At 36.1% G+C, this 23,337-nt stretch carries 26 protein-coding genes; 15 read left to right on the top strand and 11 right to left on the bottom strand.

Translation table 11 applies throughout. The annotated features are described in order from the left end of the window. Positions 1-76: 76 nt before the first annotated feature. From C9J46_RS16025 to C9J46_RS16015, 3 genes are all read left to right on the top strand, one after another. Positions 77-1,276: an NnrS family protein gene (locus C9J46_RS16025; RefSeq protein ID WP_107291203.1), complete on the top strand. Its 1,200-nt coding sequence runs from the start codon at positions 77-79 to the stop codon at positions 1,274-1,276. Between the two features lie 100 nt (positions 1,277-1,376). Next, the gene (locus C9J46_RS16020) at positions 1,377-1,562 is read left to right on the top strand and encodes a YoaH family protein (RefSeq protein ID WP_005365166.1); all 186 of its coding nucleotides are present in this window, start codon (positions 1,377-1,379) and stop codon (positions 1,560-1,562) included. 123 nt (positions 1,563-1,685) lie between these two features. Then, on the top strand, positions 1,686-2,210 hold the full coding sequence (locus C9J46_RS16015) for an HD domain-containing protein (protein WP_107207162.1): 525 nt from the start codon (positions 1,686-1,688) through the stop codon (positions 2,208-2,210). Between the two features lie 100 nt (positions 2,211-2,310). Here C9J46_RS16015 and nadE read toward each other — a convergent pair whose 3' ends face one another. Beyond that, positions 2,311-3,147: an ammonia-dependent NAD(+) synthetase gene (gene nadE / locus C9J46_RS16010; RefSeq protein WP_107291202.1), complete on the bottom strand. Its 837-nt coding sequence runs from the start codon at positions 3,145-3,147 to the stop codon at positions 2,311-2,313. A gap of 246 nt (positions 3,148-3,393) precedes the next feature. Here nadE and C9J46_RS16005 point away from each other — a divergent pair, with 246 nt between their 5' ends. Both C9J46_RS16005 and C9J46_RS21830 read left to right on the top strand, forming a co-directional pair. Beyond that, the gene (locus tag C9J46_RS16005) at positions 3,394-3,915 is read left to right on the top strand and encodes a nicotinate-nicotinamide nucleotide adenylyltransferase (protein ID WP_107291201.1); all 522 of its coding nucleotides are present in this window, start codon (positions 3,394-3,396) and stop codon (positions 3,913-3,915) included. A 220-nt stretch (positions 3,916-4,135) separates the two neighbouring features. Further along, positions 4,136-4,486 carry a hypothetical protein gene (locus tag C9J46_RS21830; protein WP_233217789.1) on the top strand — a complete coding sequence of 117 codons (351 nt, stop codon included), beginning with the start codon at positions 4,136-4,138 and terminating at the stop codon, positions 4,484-4,486. A gap of 29 nt (positions 4,487-4,515) precedes the next feature. On the opposite strand, the gene C9J46_RS15995 is transcribed toward C9J46_RS21830, so the two are convergent. Then, positions 4,516-5,196, bottom strand: coding sequence for an AraC family ligand binding domain-containing protein (locus C9J46_RS15995; RefSeq protein WP_107207158.1), 681 nt, complete (start codon positions 5,194-5,196; stop codon positions 4,516-4,518). 260 nt (positions 5,197-5,456) lie between these two features. Between C9J46_RS15995 and C9J46_RS15990 the strand changes: the two genes are divergently transcribed. After that, complete coding sequence (locus C9J46_RS15990) at positions 5,457-6,578, top strand: 1-acyl-sn-glycerol-3-phosphate acyltransferase (protein ID WP_107291199.1); 1,122 nt, start codon at positions 5,457-5,459, stop codon at positions 6,576-6,578. A gap of 52 nt (positions 6,579-6,630) precedes the next feature. On the opposite strand, the gene C9J46_RS15985 is transcribed toward C9J46_RS15990, so the two are convergent. Both C9J46_RS15985 and C9J46_RS15980 read right to left on the bottom strand, forming a co-directional pair. Further along, a complete protein-coding gene (locus C9J46_RS15985) occupies positions 6,631-7,176 on the bottom strand; it encodes a hypothetical protein (RefSeq protein ID WP_107291198.1) in 546 nt (181 codons plus the stop codon). A gap of 78 nt (positions 7,177-7,254) precedes the next feature. Next, a complete protein-coding gene (locus C9J46_RS15980; RefSeq protein ID WP_107207155.1) occupies positions 7,255-8,190 on the bottom strand; it encodes a LysR family transcriptional regulator in 936 nt (311 codons plus the stop codon). 197 nt (positions 8,191-8,387) lie between these two features. Between C9J46_RS15980 and chrA the strand changes: the two genes are divergently transcribed. Continuing rightward, positions 8,388-9,539: a chromate efflux transporter gene (chrA, locus tag C9J46_RS15975; protein ID WP_107291197.1), complete on the top strand. Its 1,152-nt coding sequence runs from the start codon at positions 8,388-8,390 to the stop codon at positions 9,537-9,539. A 141-nt stretch (positions 9,540-9,680) separates the two neighbouring features. Here chrA and C9J46_RS15970 read toward each other — a convergent pair whose 3' ends face one another. Further along, positions 9,681-10,226 (bottom strand): DUF1439 domain-containing protein, encoded by a 546-nt coding sequence (locus C9J46_RS15970; protein WP_107291196.1) that lies wholly within the window; start codon positions 10,224-10,226, stop codon positions 9,681-9,683. 95 nt (positions 10,227-10,321) lie between these two features. After that, positions 10,322-11,194 (bottom strand): RNA polymerase sigma factor RpoS, encoded by an 873-nt coding sequence (gene rpoS, locus C9J46_RS15965; RefSeq protein ID WP_107207152.1) that lies wholly within the window; start codon positions 11,192-11,194, stop codon positions 10,322-10,324. Between the two features lie 319 nt (positions 11,195-11,513). On the opposite strand from rpoS, the gene C9J46_RS15960 reads away from it, so the two are divergent. Then, positions 11,514-12,755, top strand: coding sequence for an Nramp family divalent metal transporter (locus C9J46_RS15960; protein WP_304589087.1), 1,242 nt, complete (start codon positions 11,514-11,516; stop codon positions 12,753-12,755). Between the two features lie 54 nt (positions 12,756-12,809). Here the strand turns inward: C9J46_RS15960 and C9J46_RS15955 are convergent, their stop codons facing one another. Beyond that, positions 12,810-13,061, bottom strand: a complete 252-nt coding sequence (locus C9J46_RS15955; protein WP_107207151.1) for a hypothetical protein — start codon at positions 13,059-13,061, stop codon at positions 12,810-12,812. A gap of 119 nt (positions 13,062-13,180) precedes the next feature. After that, positions 13,181-14,623, bottom strand: coding sequence for a tyrosine-type recombinase/integrase (locus C9J46_RS15950; RefSeq protein ID WP_107260966.1), 1,443 nt, complete (start codon positions 14,621-14,623; stop codon positions 13,181-13,183). Positions 14,624-14,908: 285 nt separating this feature from the next. Here C9J46_RS15950 and C9J46_RS15945 point away from each other — a divergent pair, with 285 nt between their 5' ends. Beyond that, on the top strand, positions 14,909-15,649 hold the full coding sequence (locus C9J46_RS15945; RefSeq protein ID WP_107291195.1) for a GIN domain-containing protein: 741 nt from the start codon (positions 14,909-14,911) through the stop codon (positions 15,647-15,649). 50 nt (positions 15,650-15,699) lie between these two features. Continuing rightward, positions 15,700-16,050, top strand: a complete 351-nt coding sequence (locus tag C9J46_RS15940; RefSeq protein WP_107247399.1) for a hypothetical protein — start codon at positions 15,700-15,702, stop codon at positions 16,048-16,050. Between the two features lie 46 nt (positions 16,051-16,096). Here the strand turns inward: C9J46_RS15940 and C9J46_RS15935 are convergent, their stop codons facing one another. After that, positions 16,097-16,474 carry a cupin domain-containing protein gene (locus C9J46_RS15935; protein ID WP_107207147.1) on the bottom strand — a complete coding sequence of 126 codons (378 nt, stop codon included), beginning with the start codon at positions 16,472-16,474 and terminating at the stop codon, positions 16,097-16,099. Positions 16,475-16,606: 132 nt separating this feature from the next. Further along, a complete protein-coding gene (locus C9J46_RS15930; protein ID WP_107207146.1) occupies positions 16,607-16,855 on the bottom strand; it encodes a DinI-like family protein in 249 nt (82 codons plus the stop codon). A gap of 362 nt (positions 16,856-17,217) precedes the next feature. Between C9J46_RS15930 and C9J46_RS15925 the strand changes: the two genes are divergently transcribed. Beyond that, positions 17,218-17,697: a YbhB/YbcL family Raf kinase inhibitor-like protein gene (locus tag C9J46_RS15925; protein WP_107207145.1), complete on the top strand. Its 480-nt coding sequence runs from the start codon at positions 17,218-17,220 to the stop codon at positions 17,695-17,697. A gap of 92 nt (positions 17,698-17,789) precedes the next feature. Continuing rightward, the gene (locus tag C9J46_RS15920) at positions 17,790-18,572 is read left to right on the top strand and encodes a helix-turn-helix transcriptional regulator (protein WP_107207144.1); all 783 of its coding nucleotides are present in this window, start codon (positions 17,790-17,792) and stop codon (positions 18,570-18,572) included. Positions 18,573-18,638: 66 nt separating this feature from the next. On the opposite strand, the gene C9J46_RS15915 is transcribed toward C9J46_RS15920, so the two are convergent. Then, positions 18,639-19,571 (bottom strand): Gfo/Idh/MocA family protein, encoded by a 933-nt coding sequence (locus C9J46_RS15915; RefSeq protein ID WP_107207143.1) that lies wholly within the window; start codon positions 19,569-19,571, stop codon positions 18,639-18,641. A 982-nt stretch (positions 19,572-20,553) separates the two neighbouring features. Between C9J46_RS15915 and lepB the strand changes: the two genes are divergently transcribed. The 3 genes from lepB to C9J46_RS15900 all read left to right on the top strand — a co-directional run bounded on the left by lepB (position 20,554) and on the right by C9J46_RS15900 (position 23,167). Continuing rightward, complete coding sequence (lepB, locus tag C9J46_RS15910) at positions 20,554-21,432, top strand: signal peptidase I (RefSeq protein WP_107207142.1); 879 nt, start codon at positions 20,554-20,556, stop codon at positions 21,430-21,432. A 338-nt stretch (positions 21,433-21,770) separates the two neighbouring features. Then, the gene (locus C9J46_RS21825) at positions 21,771-21,911 is read left to right on the top strand and encodes a hypothetical protein (RefSeq protein ID WP_233217639.1); all 141 of its coding nucleotides are present in this window, start codon (positions 21,771-21,773) and stop codon (positions 21,909-21,911) included. 272 nt (positions 21,912-22,183) lie between these two features. After that, positions 22,184-23,167: a rhodanese-related sulfurtransferase gene (locus C9J46_RS15900; RefSeq protein WP_107207141.1), complete on the top strand. Its 984-nt coding sequence runs from the start codon at positions 22,184-22,186 to the stop codon at positions 23,165-23,167. Positions 23,168-23,337 lie beyond the last annotated feature (170 nt).

The following is a 23,337-nucleotide window of genomic DNA, read 5'->3' as shown; positions in this document are numbered from 1 at the left end:
AAACCACTTTATACGAGTGGTTTTTTTTATACTCTTAAACATGTATAATTAATGCATGTTTAAAGTGGTGAAAATTATGCAAATTATCGACAAAGCAAAAGAAGATAAAATACCTGCAATTTTACGATTAGGCTTTCGACCGTTTTTTCTTGGAGCAAGTGCTTTTTCAGTTATCGCAATGATAATGTGGGCATTGTTCTGGTCAGGTGAGTTTCAATTATCTAGTTTTATGTATTCAAATCCTATTTGGTGGCATAGCCATGAAATGCTATTTGGATTTTCAGGCGCAGTCATTATTGGTTTTTTATTGACGGCTGTACAAAACTGGACAGGGCAAACAAGTATTAAAGGCACTAAACTACTTCTGGTTTTCAGCCTTTGGTTGATTGCTCGTATCGGTTTAATGATGGGCTCAGTTAGCAGTCTTTGGCTGTTTATTGATACATTATGGATTGTCGTGGCTATCTACTATCTTGCAATACCAATCATAAGAGTTAAACAGTGGCGTAATCTTTTCTTTGTACCCGTTTTACTACTGTTTGCTTTTACCAATATTCAATTTCATTTCATTGCATTAGGCAAGAGTCATCAATCTATTGCTGATATTGCTTTACCTGTCGTGCTTGTCGTTACTGTGATTACCTTAGTTGTTGGTGGTCGGGTTATCCCATTTTTTACTTCACGCGGAACAAATACTGAAGTTATTAAACGAATTAAAACGATTGAATATCTTGCACTTATACCTGCTTGGTTGTTGCTGCTGGCGACATTCTTTATAAATAACGCAACAATAAATGGGGTTATTGCTCCGTTGTCGATCGTTGCGGCTACAACTAACTTTGTTCGTCTTTATCGCTGGCGCACAATCTCAACACTCCGTATTCCACTGTTGTGGTCTTTGCATCTTGCTTACTTGTCTTTAATTATTGGTTTATTTTTGCTTGGTTGCAGCTTTTACACAACAGCGATCAGTGAGTCTATTGCTATTCATATTATTACCATCGGCGGACTAGGGGGAATGATACTAGCAATGATCTCGCGTGTATCTTTAGGACACACTGGTCGTAAATTGCAAGTTGGGCGTTTTATGCAGGTTGCGTTTATTGCGTTATTTTTGTCATTACTAGCACGAGTATTACTGACTACTGTCGCGCCTGCTTTGTTACTTGATGGCTATGTGATTTCTGCAAGTTTGTGGGCTGTTGCTTTTGGGATTTTCACCATCGTCTATTTTCCAGTACTCACAAAGCCCCGTGTTGACGGTCATCCAGGGTAAGTGACTAAAGTGAGAGTCTGTATTGATAAGCTTGATAATCAGTGACATTATCGGCTATTCACTCTAAAATAATGCTTCGTTCATCAACAAGAAGATAGTTATGTACAATCACACTCCAACGCTCAATCATGAACAACAACAAGAAGCTGCTGAGCGTATCCATGAGCTGATGGCGCAAGGTATTAGTAGTGGTGAAGCGATAATGATTGTTGCTCACCAGATCCGAGAAGCGGATATAAAGCGTCGTGAAGCGGCTGGTGAAACCTTCAGTGATGAAGAAGAGTAATAAAAAGAAGAGCTTAACGGCTCTTTTTTTATAATTGGATACTTTTATTTCAAATAAAAGCTTGTTCAATTGTATGCTTTTATTATACAAATAATAAAAACATAATTTTATTAGGGTAATTATATGAATGACCGATATTTACAGGCTCAAGCTTTTGCTAAAAGTCGACATGGCGAGCAAAAATACGGAGATTATCCTTACTACGTACATTTAGATACAGTTGCTGAATTTGCACGACCATATGGTATTGATGCAATGATTGTAGCTCAACTACATGATGTGATTGAAGATACTGATACCAGCTTTGACGAGTTGGCAGACTTATTTGGTTTTACCATTGCTGACGCAGTGAATTATGTCACTGATGTGAAGTTAGAAGATCGAGCGAAACGAAAATTAGAGATAAATCAACGGTTACTATCACTTGATCCAGCTGAAGATGCAGCACGCTTAGCATTAATTGTTAAAACCTGCGATCGCTTAGCTAACGTTCAATCAAGCAGTAATAATTCACGCCGCCATTTCTTAATGTATCAAGCTGAGCATGACGCTTTTAAGCATGCTGTTTATCGTGCTGGTCTCTGTGATCCTTTATGGCAACAATTAGACGCGCTTATTCATTCAAAAGATTGTGTTAACTGTGCTTAGTGCATGAAATTTTGTGGTTAGTTAATAAAAAAGCCCGTGTATTTGATAAATACACGGGCTTTTTTATAAGTTGTTTATGACGACATATAGCTGTCAGTCATTATTCCTCATCGTAAATCGTCGGAATAGGTTGGCGCTTATGTTGGGTTGCTTTATAAATAGAGATTAAGCGATCGCGGACAAAATCGGTAACGGGTTTGCCTTCTAAGAAGTCATCAATCTGATCGTAAGAAACTTGTAAAGCATCCTCGTCAGCTTTTTGTGGCGCTAATTCTTCTAGGTCAGCTGTAGGTACTTTATAAACTAATTGTTCTGGCGCACCAAGTTTTGCTGCTAGAGCACGAACTTGACGTTTATTTAAACCAAATAGAGGTGCCAAATCACAAGCACCATCACCAAACTTTGTATAAAAACCGGTAATGTTTTCAGCTGAATGATCGGTACCAATAACTAAACCGCCGACAAGCCCTGCAATCTCGTATTGAGCAATCATACGTGTGCGAGCTTTTACATTGCCTTTCACGAAATCAACTTTTGCGTTATCGCTAGGAATAAGCCCAGTGTTTTCTAATGCTAAAAGGGTGCTTGCATGAGTGCCATCAACACCATTTTTAATATTAACGCTGACAGAGTGACTAGGCTGGATGAAGCTTAATGCGAGTTGTGCTTCGTCTTCATCTTGTTGTTCACCATAGGGGAGACGAACGGCAATAAACTGGTACTCGTTGCTGTTAGACACTTGGTTTAAACCATCAACAGCAAGTTGAGCAAGGCGACCACATGTTGTTGAATCCACGCCACCACTAATGCCTAGTACAAGTGATTTACAGCCCGATTGTTTAAGTTTTTTTTGAATAAATTCAACTCGGCGTTGGATTTCAAAATCAACGTCAATGACTGGTAGCACGCGCATTTCAGTGCGGATAAGCTGTTCCATGGTATATGAATCCTTAAGAGAGTTAGCCCAAATATTAATCATTTGAAGCGATATAATGGATAAATGAGAGATAAACCATTACACCTTTGGCAAAATCATGCGATAACTCGTTATTATGATCAATGCTAAAGATAGATATTACTAAAATTAAGGGGCATTTTCCTATTAAATGCTTAAATAATAGTTACATCATTAGAAATCTCTAGTGTGAATATAAGTAAATTGATAGAACAAAAGGTTTGATGGATGAAACAAACACTTGCTATATTCGGTAGCGCTTTTAATCCGCCTAGTTTAGGGCATCGTTCGGTTTTAGAACGATTAACGCATTATGACGAAGTGCTTTTACTTCCAAGTTACAATCATGCTTGGGGTAAGAATATGTTGGATTATTCATTACGTTGTGAGTTAGTTTCTGCTTTTATCGATGACATTTCCCAAGATAATCTCGTGCTGTCCACGTTAGAGCAAGATATCGCAGTAGGTGATGAGGCGATAACAACATATGCGGTACTTGTTGAATTACAAAAGCGTTACCCAAACCATCAAATTACATTTGTTATTGGCCCTGATAATTTTTTGAATTTTGGGGGATTTTTCAAGTCAAATGAAATACTTAGTCAATGGCAAGTGCTTGCATGTCCTGAAACGGTGCCGATTAGAAGTACGCTAATTCGAAAAGCATTAGCTAAAAATCAAAATATCAGTGATTTAACAACGGCAAGTGTTAGCCAGTTATTAATGACAGACGAGCGTTATCATTTTTAACTTTAGGGGATATGGCGAAGTGTTTAAACAAATCTCATTTGGTGTTTTTTGTTGCTTATTATTTATGTTTTCTTCGTCAACTTACGCTTTCAAATGCAAAAATTATTATTGTTTAGATACTGTTTCTCAGCCTTTTAGTATCGATTATCTAAATAATACCAAAGACTGCTCAGCACCTATTTATAGCATTGATCGCAACAATAATATAAACCATTCGCTAATGTTTTCACGCCACGATAACGCTATACCATGGAAAATTGATTCTAATAGTTATGGTGATAAATTCTGGCTACACTGGGATGATAAATTTGCAGACTCACCTGTTTTAATGGATCACAATTCATCGACGTTTTATGGTTTAGGTTTTTGGATGCCGACTAACGATGATGATGAAGCATTCACAAGTGCAGCAGGGGCTGAAGATTGGATATTAAACCATGGACTGCAAATGAGTTTAGGCTTTGGTGATATTAGTGGTCAAAAACCACGCGTGAGGTTTGATTATCGTTGGCATAATAATAGCCATGTTGAAGATGGCGTATCAATGCAAGTTCATATCCCTCTGAATTAAAAAACGCCCATGTTAAGGGCGTATTTCATTTAGCGTAAGCTTTCACCTAAAATTGGCAATGAAAGTGCGTCTACCATTTGTTCTGTCGTATTCAATTGAGCCGCAATTTGTGGGAGCTTTCGTCCTGAACGACTTAGCTTAAGTACTTCTCGCATTAGAATGCAGGCTTCACACTCTTTTACTGTCATATTCATTACAGATTCAAGGCTTGATATGGCTGTTTTTTCAGTTATTTTATTGCCTTTTAGCATTAATGCTAATGAATTATGATGCTGCTTATTGATCGCTGGACAAAGTGATTGAGTCGACACAGAAAGTTTTTCAACTTTATCTGCAATGACTTTTAATAAACGACCTTCTGCGCCATCCCATTTATGATCTTGAACGGGAGATTTTGCCAATTCATCAAGCACAGCTCTTACGAGCGATGACACAACAAAAAAGCCTGCATCAGTGCATAGTGGCTGTGTCATACGAACCGAAAAGGCCACTTGGTAAAATGTTGCACCAGGTAGCACTGTGATGGCATGTAAACAATCAAATGGGATCCAGAAACCATGACCCTTAGTGATCATGTGCTCTTGTTTACCTAATCGGATTAACACACAACCATTCGTTACAACAATAAAGTAAGAAGATTGGCTCTTTTTGCGTGAACCAACAAAAAGAAAAGGGTGTTCGTTATTTGAAAACTCAATAGCTTGTTTCATACTGACTCTCTTACACATAAGCATGCACATCTTCGTGTTTTTTTCTATTAGCGTCAACAAAGAGGGTTATGTATTAACTAAATACTGTAGATATCATTTCTTAACATGATCAAATTGGTGCAAAAAATAGCAGCTACGATGAAAAAGTAGACAATTATATGAGGTATGACCTCCAACCATCACGGTTATTGACAGAGGTTGTTTGGTTAATCATTATTTATTAGTAAAATAACTCAGTTTTTTCAACATGAAGCATTACTGTGCATATAGATAACGATATTTATAAAGAAATTCGCCCGTATAATGATGATGAAGTCAGTGGTGCGATTCAACGACTCATTGATGATAAAGATTTTATCAACGCTATTTTAAAGTACCGCTTCCCACATGCGTCGGGCATGTTTGGTTGGTTGCTTATTCCCCTTATTAAACGTTTCCTTGTGAAGAAATGGTCAGGCATTAAATCGGTCAAAGATATTCAAAATCAAGTTGCCAAATATATGCAAGGAACTATTGAACATTCATGTGACGGTGTAACGTGCACAGGCCTAGATAAATTAGACCCAAATAAGGCTTACTTATTCGTTTCTAATCATCGTGATATCGCGATGGATCCTGCAATGGTTAACTGGTGTTTATTTAAAGAGAACTTCAACACAGTACGTATTGCCATTGGTGATAACTTACTGAAGAAGCCTTGTGCAACAGAATTAATGCGTTTGAATAAAAGCTTTATTGTAAAACGATCCGCAAAAGGGCCACGTGAATTGATGAAATCACTTGGACTGCTTTCAAGTTATATCTCTCACTCTTTAGAAACAGGAAACAATATTTGGATTGCTCAAAAAGAAGGGCGTGCCAAAGACGGTAACGATAAGACAGATCCTGCTATTTTAAAAATGTTCTTTATGGAAGGACGTAAGCAGAAAATTCCTTTTTCTGAGTTTATGAGTAACTTAAACATTGTCCCTGTCGCGATTTCTTATGAAAACGATCCTTGTGATGTGGCTAAAGCTGAAGAACTTTATCAAAAAGCATCAACCGGTAGCTATGAAAAAGGTGAGTTTGAAGACATCGAAAGCATAGTACAAGGTATTGTAGGGCAAAAGCGTCGTATCCATATTAGCTTTGGTGACGTCATCAACAATGCACCAGAGACGCCTGAAGAATTAGCTGTAGAAATTGATCGTCAAATTACTGAAAATTACCATTTATTCCCAGCCAATTTCATTGCTGCGAACATTGATTCAGACATAGTGACAGACGAAGAAAGAAACAAGTTTGCCCAAAAACTTGAAAATCATAGTGACAGTGTTAATGATATCTTAAAGCAGATGTATGCGTTGCCTGCACTCAAAAAACAGCAACAACACTCGATGTAATAGCTATAAAACGATGTCGATTTTTTCGATTAATAAGGAACGGCATCGTTTTTTAGTACACACCGAAGTATGGATCATAAGTAACAATAATTGCTTTAGGTATGATTATTTCAGCGCCATTTTTCCAATTATCATCGATATGTTGATATAGATTAGACTCTTCCTCAGATACCAATAACAGTTGAATCCTTTCTTCTTCAATATCGAATTGAAGTGCAATATAAGACGCTATATTAAATAGCCGCTCGTAACCTAAATCCGTCGTTATATGTTGAATAATAACAATATAAGTTTGATGATAATTTTTAAGAGCGTAACCAAAGTTATTCAATACTCTTTTAGTATCAACGGTTAATTTGTTGCTGTTATCACTAAAATAGACAACATTGTACTGATCTTGGATTTCAACTAATAATGCTTGCTTTGGTATATAAGCTTTAATTTGTGTTGTGCTCTGATTTATAGGACTAGCGTCGCTAAAATTATGTATCGCATAAGCTGGAATTGTGATGAATGCGACAGCCACTAAAATTGTAATTATAGTTACTGAATAGTTAAATAATCTATTAGTGATGAAGTTAGAAAAAAATGACGGCATAACATGCTCATTGTACTTGTATGATTATCAGTTTAGTACAATGAACATTGTTATAGCCTAAAATTAAGGTTATTCGTCTTATTTGTGATTATCTATGATTGGATTGATATTTTTATAGGGTGGTAGAGACATCCGCTCAGCCATATAATCAATAAAACAACGTACTTTGGGTGCAAGATATTTACGTCTAGGGTAAACAGCATAAATAGGTAATTCTACTGTCGTTTTCCAATCATTAAGTAAAGTGATTAACTTATTTGTTTTAATCTCGTCCGTTAGCAGATAGGTTGAGAGATAAGCAATACCTAAACCACTGACTGCAGCATCAAGCACTGCAGGTGCATTATCAATACGATAATTACCATTAACTCGAATGGATTGCTTTAATCCATCTCGTCCAAATTCCCAGTTTACATATTTACGCTCGCGGCTTTGGTAAGTAATACAATTGTGTTGACGTAAATCACCAGGGATAATGGGCTCACCATGTTGTGCTATGTAATCAGGAGAAGCGACAACGACGAATTCACATTTAGCGAGCTTTCGGGCTACCATTCCTTCAGGTGGATGTTCATGAATAGCAATCCAGCAATCAAAGCCTTCTTCTAAAAGGTTTGGGCGGTGATCAAATAAACTAATTTCAAGCTCTAGTTCAGGATTTTGCTTTTGAAACTCAGCTAATGCGGAAGTGATATGAATATTACCGAAAGATTGAGCGATGCCAATTCGTAATAGACCTGTAATTTCATTTCGATATCCCGCCACCATGGCTTCCGCTTCATTAACAGTATCAATTAATTGTTGGCCATAGTCTGCGTATTGCACGCCAATTTCAGTTAATACAACGGTACGTGTACTGCGTTGAACAAGCTGACAGCCTAACCTTTCTTCTAAACATTTTATTTGCTTACTTACCTGAGACTTTGATATTCCCAAACGATCAGCAGCTTTCGTGAAATTTTGTTCATGACCAATAGCAGCCAGTATTACCATCTGTTGCAAATTATCAAGCATTTGGTATTCCAAGTTACGCTGTCACGATGATATGGCGTAACAAAATAATCGATTAACACTATCTATGCATTATGATTTTTTGCCTCATAAACATCAATCTATATGTATGAATATAAATAATAACTTACATCATTTTAAACGATTTAAATAATTAGAACGGAAACGTTATGATAGCGCTATTGCTAATGGAGGAATGCATGTTTACCGTTTTTACCACCTTTTTATTATTGGGTCTATATAGCTTTGGCGGCCCAGCAGCACATATTGGTTTCTTTCAACGTTCTTTTGTACAAGAAAAAAAATGGATTTCTGATGATGATTTCACTCATGCTGTAGCGTTATGTCAATTTTTACCGGGCCCTGCCAGTAGCCAACTTGGTATGTATATTGGTTATAAGAAAGCGGGATATTTAGGCGCCGTTGCTGCCTTTATGGGTTTTACTTTACCTTCTTTTGCATTATTAACAGGACTTGCCATTGTTAGTAGCAGTGTAACGTCTAACTCTGTTGTTGATAGTTTAATCATCGCGGCAAAACTACTTGCCGTTATCGTCGTTGCTGATGCGCTATGGGGAATGGCTAAAAAGAACTTAACGACAGCCCTAACAATTACCGTGGCAGTGGTGACAGCTATTTGGGTCTATTTTAGTTCCGGTCTACTTGGTCAAGTGTTGCCTATCTGTGTCGCGGCAGCTGTTGGCTACGCATTGTCATTTAAAACGCAGATTACACCAACAAATAAACTAACGACTAGCATAAAACCACACCTTGGTATTTTAGTTACATTTGGCGTGTTGTTAGTGGGGTTACCCTTATTAGCACCTTACAATAGCGGTATTAATTTATTTAATATCTTCTACCAAGCAGGGAGTTTTGTTTTTGGCGGTGGGCATGTTGTATTACCACTCCTACAACCAATGATGGAAGGGTTAGTAGGAGAGTCTACCTTTATTAATGCTTACGCATCTGCACAGCTTGTACCTGGTCCAATGTTCACTATGGCTAGTTATTTAGGTGCTTCGATAGACGGTATACACCCAGTGTTAGGTAGCTTGATAGCAACCATTGCTGTGTTTTTACCTGGCAGTTTATTACTATTTGCTTTTATTCCAGCATGGAAAGCGTTGTTTGAGCATCAACGATTAAAACAATCAATCACTTTAGTCAATGCTTGTGTTGTTGGACTATTAGCCAGTGCTTTTGTTAGTCCAATTATTACCAGTGGCGTTAAAACCGGATTTGATGTTGTAGCAGTTGTGGTTGGATTTATTGCGTTTAAATATTTCAAATGGCCGGTATGGGTGTTAGCTTTGATGCTTTTCACAACCCAATATTTGATCTTAACTTAATAACATCAATTAGTTAAAAAGAAGGGTCTGCTTTATGCAGACCCTTCTTTTATAGAATAATCGAAACAGCTTATAGGCTTGGATGTGGTATAAATATTAACCCTAATGCACTATAACTTTATAATCTATAATGAAAACAACTTACCAATCGAGAACTAATTGATGATTTTTGATAATTAATTCAGGCTTAGTAGATTTAAGCAACGCTTGTTTCATTTCGTTTTCATCTAGCTTATAGACAGGTTTGGTTGATAGCACCTGTCCAATAAGTGAAACAAATGGAGTGATAACCGGTTTAGTCAGTATGTTATTAAACTTCTCCGGTTTTATTGCCAATGATTCAATATTTAAACCACGTAAATATATCGCCCCTTCATCTTGATTATAATAGGGGATGGCACTGAAATTTGCTTTAACAACAATATCTTGAGGTGGTTGGCCAGCAAGCTCTAGTTGAGCGCTAGCTGTAGTATCAACACTAACACGATTGTCCGCGACACGGCCAATGCCTACTTTTACTTTTTCAAACTTACCTGTTGCGTAGGCGATACCTTGAATACCAACAGAGCGTTCAACATTCGTTTCTTTGTTTATGTAGTTTTGCATCTCACTTTCAGTGATACCGTAACTACTACAGCCAGTAAAGAAGAAGGCAGAACTCACAATAATCAGAGCTTTTAAGCGCATAAAAAACCTTAAGAAAAATATATATGCTTTATTTATAGCTCATATTAATAAAAAAAAGCACGTAAACCTACGTGCTTAATACTCTCAAACAAATATTAACTGTTAGCAAACAAAACAGAGATATCATAGTTATCACGGCTAAGTGAGCTTTTAAGTTTTGCTAATGAGGTAACTTGTAATTGGCGAATACGTTCTCTTGTCAGTCCCACTTCTTCTGCAACTTCTTGCAAAGTCTGTGCTTCATAACCTTGTAAACCAAATCTTCTACATATGATTTCTTTATCTCGGTTATTTAAACAATTGAGTACGTTGGATGTTATTTTTTGGATTGCTAAATCATCAACATGTTCATCAGGTTTTGCACTGTTTTCATCTGCAATTAATACCGCTATTGACTGATTACTTGCTTCATTTGAGAATGATTGATCGTACGATACAATAGGAGTGTCATAAGAAAGGGTTGTCGATACATCATCAAGGGTTTTATTTAAAACTTCAGCAACTAACTCTGTACTTGGTTCCTGATTGTTTTTCTTTACTAATTGTTTATGCGTCCGAACAATGGTGTTAATTTCTTTTGATACATGAACAGGTAAACGTATCGTTCTTCCTTGATTATGTATTGCACGTTCTATTGTTTGTTTTATCCACCATGTAGCGTATGTTGAAAATCTAAACCCTTTTTCTGGATCAAATTTTTCAACAGCTGTCATTAATCCGATATTACCTTCATCAATTAAATCACTGATATGTATGTTACTGCCTCGGTATTTTTTTGCGATACTTACGACTAATCGTAAATTACTCTCAATCAATACATTTTTACTATTAGCATCACCGCACAAGCTTTTTCGGCTATATAAAATTTCTTCTTCTTTCGTTAAAAGTGGCTTTTCTGATATTTCTTTTAGGTATAAATGAACGATATCCCCGCCATGTGGAAATTGTTCTTCTTTGTTTATATCCATTTCAGATCCCTTTATGATATTTATATTTAAAGTTTATAAGCCAACTATCAATAAGCAACGAGGCTCACACTATCATAAAGATTTATTCTATTCACCCATTTTATTAATCAGTTAATAAAAAATTAATACTACTCCACATTATAAATTCAATAAAAAATACCTACAAAGCATCCACTAGTCACTATAGAAATAAGATCTCACGTTTTAATAATAAAAACTATAAATTTTATGAAATCTTACCAACCACTAATAGCACCTAAATGATATTGATTCTCATTTGTATCGATGTATGATGAAGTTATTGTTTAAGGAGTTAGCTATGGTCTCTACCACAATTTCTGTTAAGCCCGAAATGGCTATCTTCAGTTTAAAACTAAAGAAAAAACTACTACTTCTAGGTCCAGCATTCATTGCGGCTATTGGTTATATTGATCCCGGTAATTTTGCTACAAACATAGAAGCGGGCTCTTCTTTTGGCTATCAGTTATTATGGGTTGTTCTTTGGGCAAACCTAATGGCTATGTTGATTCAATACCTATCTGCAAAGTTAGGTATAGTGACGGGGAAAAATCTCGCGGAACATTTACGAGAACATCTACCCAAATGGGCGATAGCTCCATATTGGATTCAGGCCGAAATTATAGCTATGGCGACGGATTTAGCTGAATTTATTGGTGCTGCTGTTGGTTTCCAATTATTGTTTGGTATTAGTTTAATGGAAGGAGCAATAATAACAGCCATAGTAACAATGGCTATTTTATTATTAAGTAATAAAAGCCAGAAACCATTAGAAGTTGTCATTGCAACATTATTATTAGTCGTAGCTGTTGTATATGTTATTGAACTTTTCTTTGCTCATCCTGCTGCAAGCGAGATGATAAAAGGTCTTGCTATTCCAACGTTAAATAGTTCACATCAAATTTATTTAGCTGCAGGTATTTTAGGTGCAACAGTAATGCCGCATGTTATTTATTTACACTCGGCGCTATTTAAAAATACTTACGGTGAAACAAAAGCAAAAAGATTAAAATCAACACGTTTAGATGTACTCATTGCAATGGTTATTGCAGGTTTTGTGAATATTGCAATTGTGGCAATGGCAGCAGCCGTTTTCCATTATTCAGGTAATCAAGATATTGCTGGGATTGAAACGGCGTACAAAACATTAACGCCACTTGTTGGACAAGCGGCATCTACATTGTTTGCTATTTCTCTTATCGCATCAGGCTTATCATCGACTGTTGTTGGCACGATGGCTGGAGATGTCGTAATGCAAGGTTTCGTAAAATTTAAGATCCCTTTGTTATTACGCCGTCTTGTTACAATGATCCCATCATTTATCGTTATCGGGCTTGCTATTAATACCACTGAAATTTTAGTGATGAGTCAAGTCGTTCTTAGTTTTGGTATTGCATTAGCTATTATACCGTTACTCATTTTCACTAATAATGAAAAACTAATGGGTGAGTTTAAAAACAATAAATACGTTAGTTATGCAGGTATTGTTATCATTGCTCTTGTTGTTGCCTTGAACATATACCTAATGGTGACACTTTCTTAAATAATACATCCAATCAATTAGATGAATAAAAGCCAAACGTCACTTGTTTGTTATTTATTGGCAGTTTTTTTGTTTCATCAATAAACGTAGTGCTTTATTTTTATATTTAAATTCTTTTTTAGCTTTCTCTGATGCAACGTTTAAGATCATTTTAGAACGCTTTTCTAAGCTTTCTAGTTTCGTTTTTAAGCCTTCACAAGGTATAACACTGTATTGATTCTTATACTGTTTCACACTTTGAGCCTCAGAAGGGAAAGAGATAAGTAAAAAAATCGAAATTAATGAGCTAATGACACACATTTTCATGATAAATACTCCTTTCTATGGCGTATTATATTTCATAAGTGTTAATTACTAGTATTAAGTTTTACAATAAATGTGAGGTAAGCAGTTATTTTATAAAATACATAAGGTTATCAATTACATTACCGACTCGGAACTACACCTTTTAAATCATCATCAGTACGTCTATCGTAGCGTTGGGTTGTCGTAATACTACTATGTCCCATAAATTTACTGACTAATAATAAGTCGTAACCTGAACGCAAAAGATTAGTTGCCACTGAATGTCGAAAATCATGGGGTGAAACAATACGAGAAAAACCTAACATATTGAGTTTTTTACACAAATCATTAAGTGTTTGTGTTGTTAAACGCATATAAGTCAATGTTTGGTAACGATTAATAGTGCAAAATAATGCAGGTAAATTCGGGTTAAAATCTTGCAAACGAATGGCTAGCCATTTTTCCATCGCGTTATATAAATCACTATTTCGAGAGAAAGGAACATAGCGCTCCTTATTACCTTTACCAACAACACGTAGCTGGCACCGATCCATATCAATATCAAAGGTATTTATATTGACCACTTCTGCTCGCCGTAAACCTGCCTCATACATTAACCAAAAAATAGCATTATCTCTCAATGCCTTAGTTTCATTCTTTTGATTAAGCGTAATAGCTGAAATATGATCTAATTCATTATAGCTAAGGTATCTGCCACTGGATTGACGAGATCCCCTCGGTAATTTAATTGCTTTTATACGTTCTAAATTTTCAACTGAGATCAACTCAGCGAGCCAGGCATGTTGAGCTACACCGCGTAACATGCGAAGTAAATTATCAGCAGTTGCTGGCGCATAGGCTTTTTTTTGATCGCTGATTTGGTTATCTATTCGATCACTTAAAAACGATTGCATCGTTGATTGAAGAATAGGGGCATATAAAATACCAGTCCAATCAAAACGCTCAATACAACTTCGAATACAAAAACAACTAAAGGCCTCTAACATCACTTTTGATTGTTTTGATAATTCAAACGCATAGTGCTGAGGTAAAATCGGTTGAAGCCAACCACTTTCTATCGTTGAGTTTTTAAAACTTCCAAGATCAAAAACTGCGACACGATCTTTAAATTCAACAACACGAGCGGCAGGTAAGTTTTGATTATCTCTAAGAAATTTAGCTACATTCAATAAAGCGTTAAGTAATGGCTTTACTTGTAAGTTCTTTATTGGCTCATTCGCACTGAAGTAATGATTTTTCATTTTAGCTTTTTGTTTAGCGCGAGCAATCAGAAATGACTTAACTGCATCAATCAGCTTTTCTTGATTATTAAATAGTTCAATCCAATCAATGAGTTGGAAGCTATCTCCCAATGCATAGCGTGCAAGCCTTTCAAGTGAATAACGCGCATTAGCTTGACCGCCGGTGGTGTCAGTCGCTGATAATGAATACACATAAGATAACGCAGGATTAGTCGAAGCATAATTTATATGATTAATGCGTTCTGCTAATTGTGTTTGCTGACGTAATGATGTGGTTCTTAAACTCGCGGCTCTTGGATCGATAGGGAATTTGTTCTGCATTACATAAGTTATTTTAGATCTGCTATAAGAGATATTATATAAGACTGATATTTAATTACTATATAAATCTGTTAGTTAGTCGAAAGATCTGGATCATCAACAAAGATATACTGACTGTTATTAACCCCTTTTTTTTGTTGGTATTTTAAATAAATTAAGAGATTAACCTACGAATTAGTGATTCATAAAAGTGTTACACTGTCACGTATGGGTTGTAAACTTAATACGCTGAATTAGAAAGTTATTACTTATAATTAAAGTTAATGGAGATAAAAGGATGTAGGTATGAACTTGTTAAAGAGAGCTATTTGGCTTTGTTGCCTTTTTTCTACTTCAGTAAGTGCAACGAATATCTATCTCAAGCAATTTAATGAAATAGATATGAGCCTTAACAATTTAGTGTTAGATATAAATTGCGGAAAGTTACCATCAATATCGTTTACGGGTGATGAACTCGAAATGGTGATGTTACAAGTGAATGATGCGACACTTAAATTATATTCTACAGATAAAGATAACCCTAAGGTTAACATTACGGCTCGTGTTATTGTTTCTAAACCTTTGAATAAAATTGATATCGCTAATCACGCAAAGGTAAATATTGATGGCTGTGCCCTAGATGAAACTACATTCACCGCTAATGTATCGAATAAAAGTTATGCCGAACTTCACGGTTCAACAACGAATCTCGATATAACTGCAACAGACAATTCGCATGTGAAGGTCGGTATTGTTGCTGAAAAAGTTATCGTTAATGCCTTTCAATCATCATCTATTGAGATCAATAAACCCATTGGAGTTTTAAAATTATCACTCGCCACTGATTCTTTATTTTCTTTAACATCAGGCGTTAACCTTGTTGAATTAAACATGAAAGAGGAGTCAATTGCCACTATGTGCAATACGGCGAACAGTACAATAAATGGTTCTATGGAAGATGATTCATCAATCACAATAAATAAAGCTGCTGATTCAACAATTGTCGCTAGTGACAATAGTAAAATAACGTATTGTTATCAGAACTGACGTTTTATAGTAAATATGTAATGGTAGTCTTAATTTGATAGGGGTCGATCATGACAATACAAACAGTCACATTTTCAATTAATAACAAGCTTTCCATCGCGGAAAATATAATCGAATATGTACAAAGCCATGAAGATAAATTTTCACCTGCTTTGTTCACTAAACATGATCAACAAGATCTTCGATATCAATTTGCAACAGCTAGCTTAAATGTTGATATGGTAGAAATGGCACAAGATTCAAATAGTGGTGTGATCAGTGTAAGTTACGGTATTCATTTCTTCTGGCCCTGTAATAACCAAGATGAAATTGATCACTATAAAGAAACACTAAACTTTGTAATAAGAGAGGAGAAAGTAACGATTGAACTCGTTGAACATGAACCATGGATTGTGCTGTAAACAAAAACAGCCACTCAGAAGAATGGCTGTTTTAGATAGCATCTAATTATTCGTCACTCTCAAAACCAAATACACGATCTTGGATATACACCATATCGCAATCAGTTTTGTATAAAACACTATGTATTCTGTTCGCTTGAATATAACCCGTTTGGCCTGCAGTTAGCGTCATTTCATCACCATCTTTAGCGAGTTCACCATCTTTCTTGACGTAAAATTGAATAACAATTTCACCTTTAACAATGATCGACATGTCATCATTAGGATGATGATGGGGTGCTTCAAACGTACCAGCTTCCCATCGTTCAAGTAAAGCTGTTACACAGTTTTCATTCTTTTCATCTGTATCTCGGAAACTAAAACCTGGCATATCAGGTTCTTTTGTAAAATCAGACCAGATGTTTTTAGAAACAAAATCACTCATAATAAAACCATATAACTATTTGAAGATATAGTTATTATAGGTGAAGAAAGCTATTTTATAGATAGCCAAAAAAGAAAGATAAAAAACCAAATTGACGTGCTACAAAATCAGGTTAAGAATCTTATATCTTAATTAATACATATCGTGATCGTTGTATAACCAATCGTCTGCTTCATCAAACATGTCCTGTAGCAGTGCTTCAACGCGTTCTTTATCATCGGCAAAACCACCAAGCACTGTGAGATTATTTCCACCACCAAGACGAACACGAATATTTGCATCCGGCCAGTTCATTAATACTCTTCTGTTAAATTCATCATCAATCTTTGAAAAATGAGCATCAGATAGGTTGAGTTTATTAAGCATTAATTCAATACGCATATAGTAATTACATCCAACTGTATATAACAACACTGATTTTATAAACAGTAGTAACTAACATCAATTCAAGATTTAAATCGTTGTAATTAGTTGTATTCATTAATACTGTTGCCCAATAACAACAGAGATCTTTGTCACATCTTTAATGATAGTTAATCAAAATAACGTTCATTTGATACTGTCATAACGCCATTCATTAACCCACACTGAAAAAGCGATTAGCATTTCAATAAAAATAATTTACAGCTTAAACAATAAGTATCAAAAATAAATATTTTAAACGAAATTTGGAACTTATTGTTATTCCTTTTTGTCAAAATAGTTCTATCATTATTCCAACAGCAAATAATAGGATATAAAAAATGACAACTTTCACATTACATAGCCAAGACATTGTAGAAGGCCAATTAAAAGACAAGCGCTTTTCATTTAACAGCTTCGGACACGACGGTGATAACGTTTCTCCGCAGCTATCATGGGAAAACGCACCTGAAGGAACAAAAAGTTTTGCAATAACTTGTTTTGATCCAGACGCACCAACAGAAAGCGGATTTTGGCACTGGCAAGTGATCAATATCCCAGCATCGACTACATCACTTGAGCAGGGCGCATCAGGCAAACTTGCGGCTGGTTTAGAGATGCGTAATGACTATGGGTTTAACGGTTACGGCGGCGCTTGTCCTCCTGAAGGTCACGGTATGCATCGTTACCAATTTACAGTATGGGCACTGCCAGTAGAAAAACTTGAAGTGCCAGATGATGCATCATGTGCATTAGTTAGCTTTATGCTAAACGCAACAGCATTGGGCAAATCAACGATTACCCCAACATATGTTCGATAAATAACGCTTATATTAATAATCATTGAGATAAACCTTGTGTCTATTTATTGTGTATCATCAATAACCAGTCACAAGGTTTATATAAAAAAAACATGTCAGGCATAATCAAACTTAATTATTATAATGGTAATCGACCGCAGCACCTGCGTAATGTACCGATTATTTACCCTTCCATTTTCTGGATTCAACAGGGTAATAAACAATTGCATTGGCAAAATGACTGGATCACCTTCAATAGCAATAACTGGTTATTGGCACATGGCAATACATCATTGACCTTTATCAATACCCCTAACCAAACCCAATTTTTCTCAACCCAACTGAGTTTTTTGATCCGACCAACGGATGAGCAAATTCAACGGTCGCAAGAAAATCAGAAAGACGGTTTAACACCTGAATATAGCCTAGATGGAACGGCGAAATACTTATGGCAAAGTATAATAACAATGCCGAAGGATATTCAGCCCAACGTGCAAACACATATCGTTAATGCATTATTTGAGCATCTTGCTAACAATGGTTATCTTCATCAGTTATTTTCAATGCGAAATTTAAGCTGGCGAGACAAGTTAACCCAATATTTTAATGATGATCCCAAAGCCAATCATTCAATTGAATCGGTCTGTGATCATTTCGGATTAAGTAAATCGACATTAATTAGGCGCTTAAAAGACGAGAATACCCAATTTAGGGATGTATTAGCAGAACTGAGAATGGGTTATGCATTAAGCTTATTGCAAACTAAGCCATATTCACAAATAGAGCTTGCGCATTTATGTGGTTACAAATCAGAAGCCCGATTTGCACAACGTTTTCAACATCAGTTTGGTCTGAGCCTAAAACAATATCAAAAAACATTTGAATACCACCATTAAGATAAATACCATTCTTTTATTTTAGCGATAATGGTATTTATCTTTATATTCAATAATATCAATCCATTAACGGATAAATAATGTCTCTAATTGAAGGGCAATGGCATCCGCTAATTGGTGCGTTGAAATGTTACGTTCTATAGTATGCAGTGGCATATTGCCAGACTCTACCACACTTAACCAATCAGAAATCATCGCATCAAACCCTTTGGTTGCTAACATTGGCATCCAATCTTCTGATGTTAAAATTCTTTCTTCATTATTTAGCCAGCGTTGACCACGCATAAAAGAAGTAAATTGGTAAGACTGGTTATGATAAGTGGCAGAAACACATTCATTGGTAATGCCGTTTAAACGATTCATCGAAGCATGTAGCAGACATTGTCCTGCTTGCCATTGCACATCAACACGTGAAAGCTGATCACCAAACATTTGATGAGTAACATAAACATCATCGAGTGTCGATTTAGTATTTAAGTTAACGCTATCAAGTGCATGAATAAAATCATCAAAGATAAAGGTGTGAATATCACCAACCAGATTATGGCGATTTTTCTCCCAACGCAGTGAATGTAATTCACCAATATTTCCGGAAGCTAACTCTGGTAGATGTTTGTTAAATAGAGGGATATGACGACGGTTAAAACCAACATAAAGTGGGGTGTTATGTTGTTCTGCAAGCTCGTAAAGACGTTCAACGTGCTCTGCATTATCAACTAACGGTTTATCAACAAACGTAGGAATACCTTGCTTTATACACCAATGCGCTATGTCATAGTGACTACGTGTTGCAGCATGGATCATCACCGCATCTATATTCTTTTTATTTAATTGGCGGTAATCATCAAAACAGCAAGTGACATTATGCTTATCAGCCAATGCATTTAAAACGGTAGGGTTGCGTGTACAAAAAATTAACTCTACATTTTTCAGTTGCGTCATAATTGGGAGATACGCTTTCTGTGCAATATCACCTAGCCCAACAATTCCTATTCGCATTTTTAACCCTTAACGTATTGGTTTTATGAACCGAAATGCTTTATATCTCAAAGAAGCTGAAGCTAGGCTTAAGACATTCACTTTAACGGTGTTTATTTTCCGAACTCTCTTGGCTTAAAGTAGGATCATCATACTTTTTCATTTTCTCATTAAATTTATCTTCTCGTTTATGATAGATAGATTGTAATGAAATTAAACAGATAACGCAGCTTGCCACACATTTTAAAAGGGAAATAATAATGCAATGGGGCAGTGTGGTTGTCCGATGTAATGTTAAGTAAAATAACTCACAAGTATAAACAATAGTAGATACTAACGACGCGTAAAAAAAGATTTTGTTTGTTGCTATGGGCATCTTCACAATAATAACTCTGTTTAATATGCTTCTATCTATAAAACGTAACATAATACCCCTTAAGAATAACAGCGATTGAGAAAATATTTTATAAATTAATTACATAAAGTGATGATTTTATACATTAAGGCCATTTTTTGAACTAAAATTAATCCGAACAACATTCAAATGCTAAACAACCGTTAGTAATATTTTGAATTACTAGACCAATATAGAATGTAAGCTTATGTTTATATAAATAGCCTAATTGCCAATGGCTGAACGATATACCTAATGAAGCTAATCAGAAAAGGGATGAAATTGAACACAAATGCGTTAACATGGTTATGAAACATCTTACAGCATGGGGCATTCACCAAGCGATTAAGCCCTAGCATCATTAAAATACTCACAGAGCTCAATCTTGGTGTAGGCTTTACTCTATATCCTATTATTCTATTAGAATGAGGGGATTATCAATAAAATGAGCAACATAAAACATTAGTAAAAGCGATGAGATCAAATAGATTGATAAATTGAGATCATAGTTTCCGAAATATAACCGTTTTATTTAGCACATTAATCATGTTCAATACGCAATAATATTATTTATAGATTATTCTATTTACACAGTTTTTGGGATAGCACATGCTTTCAATATTCAACGCTGCAGAAATGTTCGCACTTATTCTTACTCTCGCGACCTTAATAACAGGTGTTATTTTCGCGTTAGATAAGTTCGTGTGGCAACCTAAACGAGAAGGGGTTAAACAGGAGAACACAGGTTGGGTTGCTCAAGCACGCTCAATGTTTCCGGTGTTATTTGCTATTTTAATTATTCGATCATTTATTATCGAACCTTTTCAAATTCCAAGTGGCTCTATGCAGCCGACATTAGTACCTGGTGATTTTATTGGGGTAGAAAAGTTCGCCTACGGCCTACGCGATCCTATTTTCCACAAAACATTAATACCAACAGGTAAGCCACAACGTGGTGACATAGCAGTATTTATTGATCCATCAAATCCGAAAATTGATTTAATCAAACGCGTGGTTGGTTTACCGGGTGATACTATTATTTACCAAAACAAAACCCTTTATATCAAACCAGCTTGTAACGGACAGAAAGTATGTCCAGTAGCAAAAGAAGTACCAAAACAATATGTTGGCTTAACTAATTTCACTGAATTAGGTACACAGCTAAACGAGTATAAAGAAGAACTGGGTAAGGTGACTCACCACATTCTGCGTGATCCAACTTTACCAGAGCAAATTAATCGTTATTACCAACAGCCAGGTCAACCAATGGGTGTATGGGTAGTGCCAAAGGGTCATTACTTTGCAATGGGTGACAACCGAGATAATAGCTTAGATAGCCGTTACTGGGGCTTTATGCCAGAGCAGAACTTAGTAGGTAAAGCGACCTTCATTTGGATTAGCTTTACTTTCAACCATAACCCAGACTCAATGTGGCCACATTGGTTACCTAATGGTGTTCGCTTCAACCGTATCGGTAGCATTCATTAGAACGATAACCAAACAATAAGATAAAACCAGAAAAACCGACATGCTAACAACATGTCGGTTTTTTATTAATCTGTAATGTTTTAATCAAATTATACTTATCTGACTCTTTCTCCGTTATCCAGTGCTCACCACTTGCTGGTGCAGAATCTAGCGTGTACATGTAGAAATCAACACCTTTATTCCTAGCTCTTACAGGTTGTGCTGCACAGACCGGTATTGTTACACCGAAAGAGAATTCTTATACAGTAGAAGCGACTGGCAGCAGTGCGCAAGAAGCAAAACAAATTGCAAATGCGACGGCAAAAAAAACATGTAAAGATTTAGGTAAATCCTTCTATGTGATTTCTGAACAGAGTAATTTCGATCATGCCGTTGATGAGAAAACCACTGAGCTTGCAAACACGGCGAGCAAGTTTTTCTTAGGTGGTGATGTATTAAACTCTGAACATAAAGTTATGATGGAATTTAACTGTAAGTAACTAGCTTCTATAAAATATGGTTCCAATAGGGCATATACCTCTGCGTGTATGTCCTTTTTTATGTTTTAAGCACTAGTACAATTAGCGTTGTAAATCACTTAGTATCAACGCTTTCCTTTAAAGCCCTACAATAATTGCCGATATATATCCCTGATTTTAGTTGGTTTTTGTCATACACCGACTTAGCTATACTGCGCAAGTTTTAAACTCACTATTATAAATAGAATACATAAAGCACTGGATTTACGCTCCAGCTCGCAGAAGGAAAAAACATGTCTCAATACGTTGTATGTGCGCTGTATAAATTTGTCGCATTAGATAACTACCAAGAAATTCGCCAACCATTAACGAAATTGCTCGAAGCCAATCACATTCGGGGCACACTGCTTCTTGCTAGTGAAGGGATCAATGGCACCGTAGCAGGTAAACGAGAATCTATTGATGCGTTACTAGCTTGGTTTAAACAAGATCCGCGCTTAGCCGACGTTGTTTATAAAGAATCATTTAATGCAGAGCAGCCATTTAACCGCACCAAAGTAAAACTGAAGAAAGAAATCGTTACTATGGGTGTGGAGGGGATCGATCCTCGTCACGTGGTGGGAACCTACGTAAAACCTAACGAATGGAACGCATTAATTTCAGATCCTGATGTTGTTCTGGTTGATACCCGTAACGATTACGAAGTCGATATTGGTACATTCAAAAACGCCGTAAATCCAAATACAGAAACCTTCCGCGAATTCCCGCAATACGTAAAAGACAACCTCGATCCTAACAAACACAAAAAGGTTGCGATGTTCTGTACTGGCGGCATTCGTTGTGAAAAATCAACTGCATACATGAAAGAGCAAGGGTTTGAAGAAGTCTATCACCTAGAAGGTGGCATTCTTAAATACCTTGAAGAAGTCCCACAAGAAGAAAGCATGTGGGAAGGTGACTGCTATGTGTTTGATGGGCGAGTTGCTGTTAACCACCAACTAGAAAAAAGTGATTACGATGTGTGTAATGCCTGTCGATTGCCAATCACACAAGAAGAACAATTATCAGAGCATTTTGAAAAAGGCGTAAGTTGTCCAAAATGTATTGATAAACACAGCGAAGAGCAAAAAGCCCGTTTCCGTGAACGTGAAAAACAAGTGCAATTAGCGAATGCACGTGGTGAAACCCATGTCGGCGGTGATGCTGCTCAACTAATAGAGCAACGTAAAAAAGCCAAACTTGCCCATAAAGAGCAGCAACGAGCGGCTAAAAAGTAAGATAAAACAATATCTGCTTTCAAATGATAAAACACAAAAGGAATAGACATTTTTAACTAGAAAGAGTTATTTGTGTTTATTCCCTTTTTATTAATGCAGTTTATGTGTTGATATTTCACCTAATGTTATATGCATGCAGTCAATCAATAGTCAGCTAGATACTCTTCATA

This window comes from Photobacterium sp. GB-36, from assembly GCF_003026135.1.
Classification (GTDB): domain Bacteria; phylum Pseudomonadota; class Gammaproteobacteria; order Enterobacterales; family Vibrionaceae; genus Photobacterium.
Note: the sequence above shows the minus strand (reverse complement) of the source record. Positions and strands in the feature narration are given on the sequence as shown.